The organism is Pseudomonas sp. (genome assembly GCF_051660785.1).
Classification (GTDB): domain Bacteria; phylum Pseudomonadota; class Gammaproteobacteria; order Pseudomonadales; family Pseudomonadaceae; genus Aquipseudomonas.
The window spans coordinates 70,293-79,869 of the sequence record NZ_JBOFQE010000046.1 but is presented as its reverse complement, the minus strand read 5'-3'; the positions used below and the strand labels follow the sequence as shown (position 1 = coordinate 79,869).

General features: G+C 60.7%; 8 protein-coding genes. 3 read left to right on the top strand and 5 right to left on the bottom strand.

Annotation, left to right across the window (positions count from 1 at the left end; genetic code table 11):
• Window positions 1-152: 152 nt before the first annotated feature.
• Window positions 153-1,595, top strand: a complete 1,443-nt coding sequence (locus tag ACRC4F_RS11555) for a mechanosensitive ion channel domain-containing protein (protein ID WP_438659438.1) — start codon at window positions 153-155, stop codon at window positions 1,593-1,595.
• 579 nt (window positions 1,596-2,174) lie between these two features.
• Entirely contained in the window at window positions 2,175-2,615 is a 441-nt protein-coding gene (locus ACRC4F_RS11550) for a carboxymuconolactone decarboxylase family protein (RefSeq protein WP_438659437.1), read from the top strand.
• Here ACRC4F_RS11550 and ACRC4F_RS11545 read toward each other — a convergent pair whose 3' ends face one another.
• The 3 genes from ACRC4F_RS11545 to ACRC4F_RS11535 all read right to left on the bottom strand — a co-directional run bounded on the left by ACRC4F_RS11545 (window position 2,616) and on the right by ACRC4F_RS11535 (window position 6,190).
• A complete protein-coding gene (locus ACRC4F_RS11545; protein WP_438659436.1) occupies window positions 2,616-4,208 on the bottom strand; it encodes a DHA2 family efflux MFS transporter permease subunit in 1,593 nt (530 codons plus the stop codon).
• Window positions 4,205-5,326 carry an HlyD family secretion protein gene (locus ACRC4F_RS11540; protein WP_438659435.1) on the bottom strand — a complete coding sequence of 374 codons (1,122 nt, stop codon included), beginning with the start codon at window positions 5,324-5,326 and terminating at the stop codon, window positions 4,205-4,207. The genes ACRC4F_RS11545 and ACRC4F_RS11540 overlap by 4 nt, the downstream gene beginning before the upstream one ends.
• A 99-nt stretch (window positions 5,327-5,425) precedes the next feature.
• Complete coding sequence (locus ACRC4F_RS11535; RefSeq protein WP_438659434.1) at window positions 5,426-6,190, bottom strand: AraC family transcriptional regulator; 765 nt, start codon at window positions 6,188-6,190, stop codon at window positions 5,426-5,428.
• Between the two features lie 99 nt (window positions 6,191-6,289).
• Here ACRC4F_RS11535 and ACRC4F_RS11530 point away from each other — a divergent pair, with 99 nt between their 5' ends.
• Entirely contained in the window at window positions 6,290-7,423 is a 1,134-nt protein-coding gene (locus tag ACRC4F_RS11530) for an MFS transporter (RefSeq protein WP_438659433.1), read from the top strand.
• A gap of 125 nt (window positions 7,424-7,548) precedes the next feature.
• On the opposite strand, the gene ACRC4F_RS11525 is transcribed toward ACRC4F_RS11530, so the two are convergent.
• Both ACRC4F_RS11525 and ACRC4F_RS11520 read right to left on the bottom strand, forming a co-directional pair.
• Window positions 7,549-8,730 (bottom strand): acetyl-CoA C-acyltransferase family protein, encoded by a 1,182-nt coding sequence (locus ACRC4F_RS11525; RefSeq protein ID WP_438659432.1) that lies wholly within the window; start codon window positions 8,728-8,730, stop codon window positions 7,549-7,551.
• The gene (locus ACRC4F_RS11520; RefSeq protein WP_438659431.1) at window positions 8,727-9,509 is read right to left on the bottom strand and encodes an enoyl-CoA hydratase; all 783 of its coding nucleotides are present in this window, start codon (window positions 9,507-9,509) and stop codon (window positions 8,727-8,729) included. Before ACRC4F_RS11520 ends, ACRC4F_RS11525 begins: the two co-directional genes overlap by 4 nt.
• Between the last annotated feature and the right edge of the window lie 68 nt (window positions 9,510-9,577).

Below are 9,577 nucleotides of genomic sequence, written 5' to 3'. Positions count from 1 at the left end.
CGGCTTGCTGGCGATAGCGGTAGAGCAGTCAACATTTCAGTGACTGTCAGACCGCCATCGCCAGCAAGCCGGCTCCTACAGTTTTTTGTGATGTTCTGAAGACATCAATTGCTCCTACACTGTGCCCATCCGTACATGGCTGGAGTTGCTTGATGCTGTCACTGCTTACCAATCATCCACTGATCTGCGCTATGGTCCTGATCCTGATCGATCTCGGCTTGTGGCGCTTGATCAGTACCAGCGGCAGCAACTGGAAACTGGTCGTGCGGCTGGTGATTTTTGGGTTGTTCAGTGTCCTGCTTTTCAACGAAGGCATGAACCCGCTGGAGCCGGCACCCTGGGCCGATAACGTGCCGCTGCACCTGGCGGCAACCGGGTTGCAGATCGGCTGGTGGCTGTTCGGCGCACGTACTTTGACGGTGCTGATCGGTGCGCTGATGATGCAACGGGTCGGGCACACCGGGCGGTTGCTGCAAGATCTGCTCGGTGCGGTGATCTTCTTGATCGCCGTCATCGCCGCCCTGGCCTACGTGCTCGAACTGCCGGTCAAAGGCGTGCTCGCCACCTCCGGTGCGTTGGCGATCATCGTCGGCCTGGCCTTGCAAAGCACCCTCAGCGATGTGTTCTCCGGGATCGTGCTCAACACCACCAAGCCCTATCAACTGGATGACTGGATTTCCATCGACGGCACCGAAGGGCGGGTCACCGACATCGACTGGCGCGCCACGCGCCTGCAAACCGCCCAGGGCAGCATGGCGGTGATTCCCAACTCCTTGGCGGCCAAGGCCAAGATCGTCAATTTCAGCCGGCCGAGCGATATGTTCGGCGTCTCGATCAGCTTGCAACTGAGTCCGCATGCGCGCCCGCAAACGGTGCTCGACGCGCTGGAACGGGCGATGCAGGGTTGCCGTTATCTGTTGAACAAACCGGCGCCAAGCGTCGCGTTGAAAGGTTCCAGCGCCAGTGGCGTGGAGTACGAAATCAGCGGTTTTGTGGTCTCCATGGACCAGAAACGCATGGTGCGTAATCTGCTGTTCGACCTGGCGTACCGGCACTTGCAGGCGTCCGGCGTCAGCCTGTTGTCGAACGTAGAATCCAACGCGCCCGCCGAGCTGTCACGGCCACGGGCGTTGCTGGACAGCTCGAACATTTTCTCGACCCTGCGTCAGGAAGAGAAGGAAACCTTCAGCCAGAACATGAAACTGCAAACCTTCCGCGCCGGTGAAATGATCTTGCCGGCGGGGGAGGTCAGCGATCACCTGTTCATCATCGAGTCGGGTGTGGTCTCGGTGCAGTTGAGCCGTGGCGGGGTCAAGTTCGAATCCGGGCGCATGGGGCCGGGCGAGGTGATCGGCGAGGGCGGGATCTTGTCCGATACCGCGCTGCCGGCAGAGTTCACCGCCAAGACCCCTTGCAGCTTGTATCGCATCGAGAAGGACTACCTCAAACCGTGCCTGGATGCGCGGCATGACATCAGCGAAGCGATGAAGGCGTTGCTGGATTTCCGCTTGCACAAGGCGCAAACCTTGACTCAGGAAGTGCCTAAAGTGGTGGCGAAGAAGGGGTTTTTGCAGTGGCTGCGCAATCGGGCATAGAAGGGCGAAGGTCATTGGTGCGGATGCAATCGAGTGCGCCGGCAACGGGCGCCTGGCGGATCAGCTGTTCACCGGCCAGAGGACGGTTTTGACTGTTCCAGTTCTCAAAGGGCGCATGTTGCCAAACCATGCCCACGGGGCCGGTGATCAACAGCAACGCCAGATAAGCGAGGGATTGCCGACGCGTCAGCGGTTTTTTGTGCGCCGACTGCTGCGCTGCAATTCGGGCGCGGCCATGTCCATGAATCTGCGATCGCAGAAATTCTTCACGTGCCTGCTCCGGCAATTCCCACAACAAAGACTCCATGTACCAATGTGACAGGGAACTCGGCGAAGTGGCGTGTGTTGAAGGCATTACGGAGGAGGACGACATGGGCAGGAAGTACTCGTTTCCGGCATCCTGGCCGCGTTATCAAGAATGAGTCGCATTCTATGTGCGCCGATGTGGTGATGGCAATTACCCATGTGGATTATTTAACCCGTCATTGGCATCTCCAACTTCCCAATAATTGGCTATTTGCCGCAGGTCGGTGCGGGATTAACGTAGCTCCACACCCACTTTGTATCCTGGAGCCTGCCATGAAACCTCGCCTCGATTTCTACACCGCTTCCCCCGACGCCCTCAAAGCGATGATCGCGCTGGAAACCGCAGTGTCGAAACTTCCGCTGGAAAAAAACCTGATCGAGCTGGTCAAGCTGCGCACTTCGCAAATCAACGGCTGTGCCTTCTGCCTGGATATGCACAGCGCCGATGCCCGCAAGGGCGGTGAAGACGAGCGCCGTCTGTACACGCTGTCGGCCTGGCGTGAAACGCCGTTCTTCACCCCGCGTGAACGTGCGGCCCTGGCGTGGACTGAATCCTTGACCCTGCTGAGCCAGACTCACGCCCCGGATGAAGACTACGAACTGGCGGCGTCCGAATTCAGCCCGAAGGAGTTGGTCGACCTGACGGTGGCCATCACCACCATCAACGCCTGGAACCGCCTGGCAGTGGGTTTCCGCAAAATGCCTCAAGCCTGATCAGTGAGCATCCGCTGACGGCGCGGCCGGTGGTTGCACCTTGCGCATCAAGGGCACCATCGCCGTGGCAATGATGAAGCAGACCATGATCATCAGAAACGCGTCGCCGTAAGTTTGTGTCTGGGCTTCGCGGTAGGTCAGCAGCCAGAGTTGATGCAGGCTGGCGGTGACGCCGGCGTCGCCGCTCTGGCCGAGGGCGGCGAAGTTGTTGCCCACCTGGGACAGCCATTGATTCAACGATTCGTTAGTGCTGTTCAGGTGCTCCGCCAGCCGGGTGAAATGCAGGTTGGTGCGGTCGTTGAGAATGGTCGCACACGCGGCGATGCCGATGGCGCCCCCCAGGTTTCGCATCAGGTTGAACAGCCCCGACGCATGTTTAAGCCGCGCTGGCGCCAGTCCGCCTAGGGTCAATGTCACCGCCGGTGGCACCGCCAGTTGCTGGGCAATGCCGCGCAGCGCTTGCGGCAGCATCAATTCTTTAGCCCCCCAGTCATGGGTGATCGGGCTGAAATCCCACATCGACAGCGCGAACAGCCCAAGGCCGGTCATCATGATCCAGCGCAGGTCGATGCGATTGGCCAGAAAGGCGTACAGCGGGATCGCCATGATCTGGAACACCCCGGTGGAGAAAACCGCCAGACCAATGTCCAGCGCACCGTAGCCCCGCACCCGGCCAAGAAACAACGGCGTCAGGTAAATCGTGGCGAACAGGCCGATCCCCGTAACAAACGAAAAGAAACAGCCGAGGGCGAAGTTGCGGTCTTTCAAGGCGCGCAAATCGACGATCGGGTTGGCCACGTGCAAGGTTCGGCCGATGAAGGCCAGACCCGCCAGGCCGCTGATCCACGCGGTAGTCAGAATCGTGCTGTCACTGAACCAGTTCCAGCGCGGGCCTTCTTCGAGGGTGTATTCCAGGCAGCCGAGAAACAACGCCATGAACACCATGCTCAAGTAGTCGGCGCCCTTGAGCAGCGACAGTTCCGGCTGGTCGATTTTCACCAGCATCGGCACCGCCACCGCGACGAAAATGCCCGGCACCAGGTTGATGTAGAACAGCCAGTGCCAGGATGAAATATCGGTGATCCAGCCACCAATCACCGGCCCCAGGGTCGGTGCCAACGAAGCCACCGCGCCGATGGTCGCGGCCGCGATCACCCGTTGTTTGCCGGTGAAGAAAAAGAACGCGGTGGTAAACACCAGCGGGATCATCGAACCGCCAAGAAAGCCTTGCAGGGCTCGGAAGGCGATCATGCTCTGGATGTTCCAGGCCGCGCCGCAGAGCAGGCTGGCCAGGGTGAAACCCACCGCTGAAGCGCAAAACAGCCAACGCGTCGAAAACACGCGCGACAGCCAGCCAGACAACGGAATCACGATGATCTCGGCAATCAGGTAGCTGGTTTGCACCCATGCGGTTTCGTCGGTGCCGGCCGAGAGCCCGCCGCCGATGTCTCGCAATGAGGCGGAAACGATCTGGATGTCCAGCAGCGCAATGAACATGCCGATGCACATGGTGGCGAAGGCGAAGACTTTGGTCGCCGTCGCCATGCTGGCAGCATTGAACGGTTGCGCGGGGGCGGCGAGGGCACGGCTCATGGCGCGCTGGCCACAGCTGGGGTTTCGGCTTCTTTGCGGGTGTCCACTTCAGCAGTCACCGACAGGCCTGGACGCAGATGACCGAGCACGCCATCAGCCGGATCGAGGATGATTCTCACCGGCACGCGCTGAACGATTTTGGTGAAGTTGCCGGTGGCGTTTTCCGGCGGCAGCACGCTGAACTGTGAGCCACTGGCCGGCGCGAGGCTGCCCAGATGACCGTGGAATTCCTGCCCGGACAGCACGTCGGCATGAATGATTACCCGCTGACCCGGAATCATGCGCGCCAGTTGATCTTCCTTGAAATTGGCATCGACCCACAGACCACTGGACGGTACCACCGACAGCAGTTGCGAACCCGCTTGCGCATAAGCGCCGACCCGCGCACGGCGATTGCCGATCACCCCGTCCACCGGTGCTTTCAGTTCGGTGTAACCGACGTTCAACTGCGCCAGATCACGTTCGGCATGAGCCTGCATCAGTGCGGCCCGGGCTTGCTGTTTTTGCGTTGCGATCACATTCAACTGACGTTGCGCGGCCAGCAGTTCGGCCTGGGCTCGTGAACTGAGGGCCTGGGCAGTCTTGAACGTGGCGTCGGCGCGTTGGGCGCTTTCCACCGAGACCGCGTTGCTGCCGACCAGTTTTCTGTAGCGCGCATTGTCGTCCCGTGAGCGGGCGGTTTCGGCACCGGCGGCATCAATGCCGGCGCGGGCCTGGCCGATCACGGCGTGTTGCAGTTGTTCGGTGGCATCGAGGTTGGCGAGCAACGCTTCCTCGGCAGCCACCGCGCCTTCGGCCTTGGCCAGGTTGGCGCGGTAGTCGCGGGAATCGAGGCGGATCAGCACATCGCCGGCCTTGACCTGCTGATTGTCGGTGACCAGCACTTCTTCGATGTACCCGGCGACTTTCGGGCCGATCACCGTGACGTCGCCGCCGATATAGGCATCGTCGGTTTCCTCGATGAAACGGCCGGCCGTCCACCAGTGCGTCGCGTACAGCCCGGCAAACACCAGGGCAGCAATGGCTGCCGTCAGCAGGATCAACCGTTTGAGCAAGGGAGGCCTGGGTCTGCTCACCGGGACAGCAACGTCGGGTTCGAGGCTGGGCATGCTGGTCATTTGAATGAATACCTATGGGAAACGGGTCTTTATTACGCGTGTAATATGACGTAGGTAATATTTAGTGGCAAATTATTTTTGCTGCCGGTCGTCAGGTGTTTACTTGAGCCAATGGCCAGGGGTGGTGCCGGTCATGTCCTTGAAGAAAGCGATAAACGCGCTGTCGCTGGCAAATCCCGATTCGAAAGCGCTGTAGCTGATGCTGCGTCCGGTGGCGAGCAGTTCCATGGCTCGCATCAGCCGCCACTGTTGGCGCCATTGCTGGTAACTCATGCCGGTTTCACGCTGGAAGATTCGCCCGATGGTGCGGCCGCTGGCGCCGATTTGCTTTTCCAGTACCTGAAGTTCCGGCGGCAGTCGTTCGGGCGTTGCCAATAGCGGCGCCAGGCGTTTGTCACACGGCAAAGGCAACAGCATCGATTGCTGCACTGCGTCGCGAATTTCGCTCAGGCAAAGTCCCAGCAGGTGAACAAATTTTCCCTGCTGCCAATCGGTGTCGAAGTCGGCAAGCGCAATCGGCTCCAGCACCGCCCGCAGCAACAGGCTGACTTCAATCACGCAGACCTGCTGCGGCAGCTCGGCGCACACATCAGCTGTCAGGTAGATGGAGCGGTAGTCGACGCTCTGCTGCATCACCGCGCGGTGTTCGATCCCCGGCGGAATCCACGCGGCACGGGAGGGCGGCAACAGGCACAACTGCTGCGCGAGGATGATGCGCGTACAGCCTTGGCGGGTGAACAGCAACTGGCCGCGCTGATGCCGATGCAGCCCGGAATCGTGATCGCCCAAGGTCGCGGCGATGCCGACCACTGGAGCCGAATAGTCGTCGGGATTAAATCGCGTGTGAGCATCAAGCCAAGCCATGGTTGTCCGATTTAAACGATTAAATGTCAGGATCTGGATAATACGTCAGTCAACGCTCTTTAAGCTGCTCGCCAGTTTTCCTTGAAGAGTGAAGTTGTGATGAGTTCCAAAAGCCTGCTGATCCTGGCGATCGCGTTGCTGATGTTTCCCCAGATCGCCCAAACCCTTTACAGCCCGGCACTGGCGGATATTGGCCAGGCCTTTGCCGTGGGGCCGCAACAAGCGGCGCGAACCCTGTCGGTGTTTTTTCTGGCATTCGCCTTCGGTGTTGTGGTGTGGGGGCGGATGTGCGACCGCATCGGTCGCCGCCCCTCGATGCTCGCCGGGCTAACGCTGTATTTCGGTGCCTCGGTGCTGGCGTTGAACGTTCGAACGTTTGATGTGCTGCTGATGGCCCAGGCGCTGGCCGCGTTCGGTGCGGCGGTCGGCTCGGTCGGCACGCAAACCCTGTTGCGAGACCGCTTCAAAGGCGCAGAACTGGCCCAGGTGTTTTCGGTGATGGGCATCGCACTGGCGGCCAGCCCCGCAATAGGCCTGTTTACCGGAGCGAGTCTGGTGCAGGCGTTCGGCTATAGAGGCGTGCTGGTCTGCCTGTTGCTGTTGTCTTCGGTGTTATGGCTGTGGTGCCTGCGGACCTTGCCGGAAACCCGCCCGCAAAATGTCACGACACCCGCGCTGCTCGAGACGCTATGGAGAATGCTGCGAGACCGAGATATCTGGCGCTCGACGCTGTTGGTGGCGCTGTTCAACATTGCCTTGTTCAGCTACTACAGCCTCGGCCCGTTCATGTTTCAACGACTGGGCATGAGTGCGCAATGGTTCGGCTATAGCGGCGTGATTCTCGCCCTGGGTTCCGGCCTCGGCGCCTGGCTCAACAAACGATTGTTGCGTCGCGGCGCGAGTGGTCCGCAGTTGATCCAGTTGGCGGGAGCGCTGACGTGGGTCGGCGCCAGCGGCGTGTGGTTGCTGGAGGAAAGTGTGCTGTTTGTACTGCCGATGCTGCTGGTGGTACTGGCGTTCGGCCTGGCGATCCCGAACATCCTCGGCTCTGCCTTGGCCAATTATGGCGATCGACTGGGCACGGCCGGTGCGCTGTTTGGTTTGCTGTACTACCTGTTGATCGGCGCTGGGCTGATGCTCGCAGCCTGGAGTCAGGCGTTGGGCGAAACGTTGTTACTGTGCGGCGGGTTGGCCTTGTTGTTGGCGGTAAGAGCAAGGAATGCCATTGCTTAAGAAATGCCGAAGTCTGGCCACAAAGCCATTCAGCATATGCTCAGCGTATTGTGCGGTTGGGGTCGGTGTTGAAGAGGGCTTTTGTCTTGCGATGTCCGGCATTGCACCGGACATCGCTCTGACAATCAGACTCGCTCAAAAATCGCCGCAATCCCCTGACCACCGCCAATGCACATGGTCACCAGCGCATATCGGCCATTGATGCGGTGCAGTTCGTGGATGGCTTTGGTGGCAATCATTGCCCCGGTCGCGCCCACCGGGTGACCGAGGGATATGCCCGAGCCGTTCGGGTTGACCTTGGCCGGGTCGAGTTCCAGTTCCTGGCTGACCGCACAGGCCTGGGCGGCGAAGGCGATGTTGGCTTCGATCACGTCCATATCGGCGGTGGTCAGGCCCGCGCGTTTCAGCGCCAGGCGCGTGGCGGGAATCGGGCCCAGGCCCATCAGTTCCGGTTCCACGCCGGCGTGGGCATAGCTGACCAGGCGGGCGAGCGGGCGCAGGTTGTTGGCCTGAACCGCATTGCCGGTGGCCATGACCAGTGCCGCAGCACCGTCGTTCAGGCCCGAGGCATTGCCGGCAGTGACCGAACCGTCCTTCTTGAACGCCGGCTTCATCTGCGCCAGCTGTTCCAGCGTGGTGGAACGCGGATGTTCGTCGACGCTGAACAGTGTCGTTTCCTTGCGACCGCGGATTTCCACTGCAGCAATCTGCTCACTGAAGTAGCCATTGGCGATGGCGAACGCCGCGCGTTTCTGATCTTCCAGGGCGAGGGCGTCCTGCATGTCGCGGGTGATGCCGTTGCGCAGGGCGACGTTCTCGGCAGTGATGCCCATGTGGATGCCGTGGAACGGGTCATGCAGGATGCCCAGCATGTAGTCGATGGCCTGGACGTTGCCCATGCGCGCACCCCAACGGGCGGACGGCATCAGGTACGGGCCACGGCTCATGGACTCTGCACCGGCGCCGATCGCGATTTCGGCGTCGCCGAGCATCAAGGTCTGGGCTGCGCTGATAATGGCTTGCAGGCCTGATCCGCAGAGGCGGTTGACGTTGTAGGCGGGTGTTTCCTTGGGGATGCCGGCGTTCATCGCAGCGACCCGGGAAATGTAGGCATCGCGGGTTTCGGTCGGGATCACATTGCCCATCACCAGATGGCCGATTTGCGCCGGGTCCACGCCGGAGCGCTCCAGGGCGGCCTTGACGGCGGTGGTCGCCAGATCGGCCAGCGGCACATCTTTGAGCGCGCCACCAAAGGAGCCGATGGCGGTGCGTGCGGCGCTGACAACAAATACGTCTGGGGTGTTCATGAAGGCTTTCCTGTCGATGGGTTCTTTTCAGTGCTGCGATTAAGGAGTGCGTTCAACGCTGCCTGCGCCTCAGGGGTTTTCAGGCGCTTGATGAACAGCAAGTTCTCCTGGCGAATAGTGGCTTGCAGTTCCGGCATTGACGTCTGTTTGAGCAATTGCCGGGACTGACGCAGGGCTTCCTGAGGGAGCGCCAGCAGTCGACGAGCCATGTGCTCTGCGGCCGCCAGGCACTGTGGCCCGTCGTCGAACAGTTCGTTGGCCAATCCGCATGCGACGGCGGCGGCACCGTCCAGGCTGTCACCCCACAGCAACAGACGCGCCGCCCGGGCATGACCGAGCAGGCGTGGCAGCAGCAAGCTGGCACCGAACTCCGGGCATAGGCCCAGGTTCACGAACGGCGTGCGCAACCGCGCATTGCGCGTGACCAGCACCTGATCGCAATGCAGCAGCAGGGTGGTGCCGATTCCAATGGCCGCGCCGCATACGGCCGCGATCAACGGTTTTTGCAGGTAGGTGACCACGCGCATCAGGCGAAACGCCGGGCTGTCCAGATCGGTCGGCGGATGCTGGAGAAAATCCGCCAGGTCATTGCCGCTGGTAAAGCACGAAGTACCGCCCGTGAGAATGATCACGCCGGTTTCAGCGTCTTCATCAGCGGCCAGCAACAGGTCGGCCAGCTGCGTATACATGCTGTTGTTCAGCGCGTTGAGCTTGTCGGGGCGGTCAAACGTGAGCGTCAGGACGCCTTCATTTCGTTCTTGCCTGATCAGGTCGTTCATGTACGTACCCTGGGTGATCTCTATGGGGGCACTCTAAGCGCGGGACCGGCGCTGGATCTATGACTAAA

Excerpts from the sequence above, each read along its gene's own strand:
- ACRC4F_RS11555 (WP_438659438.1), top strand. The coding sequence starts at position 153 with ATGCTGTCACTGCTTACCAATCATCCACTGATCTGCGCTATGGTCCTG.
- ACRC4F_RS11550 (WP_438659437.1), top strand. The coding sequence starts at position 2,175 with ATGAAACCTCGCCTCGATTTCTACACCGCTTCCCCCGACGCCCTCAAA.
- ACRC4F_RS11545 (WP_438659436.1), bottom strand. The coding sequence starts at position 4,208 with ATGAGCCGTGCCCTCGCCGCCCCCGCGCAACCGTTCAATGCTGCCAGC.
- ACRC4F_RS11540 (WP_438659435.1), bottom strand. The coding sequence starts at position 5,326 with ATGACCAGCATGCCCAGCCTCGAACCCGACGTTGCTGTCCCGGTGAGC.
- ACRC4F_RS11535 (WP_438659434.1), bottom strand. The coding sequence starts at position 6,190 with ATGGCTTGGCTTGATGCTCACACGCGATTTAATCCCGACGACTATTCG.
- ACRC4F_RS11530 (WP_438659433.1), top strand. The coding sequence starts at position 6,290 with ATGAGTTCCAAAAGCCTGCTGATCCTGGCGATCGCGTTGCTGATGTTT.
- ACRC4F_RS11525 (WP_438659432.1), bottom strand. The coding sequence starts at position 8,730 with ATGAACACCCCAGACGTATTTGTTGTCAGCGCCGCACGCACCGCCATC.
- ACRC4F_RS11520 (WP_438659431.1), bottom strand. The coding sequence starts at position 9,509 with ATGAACGACCTGATCAGGCAAGAACGAAATGAAGGCGTCCTGACGCTC.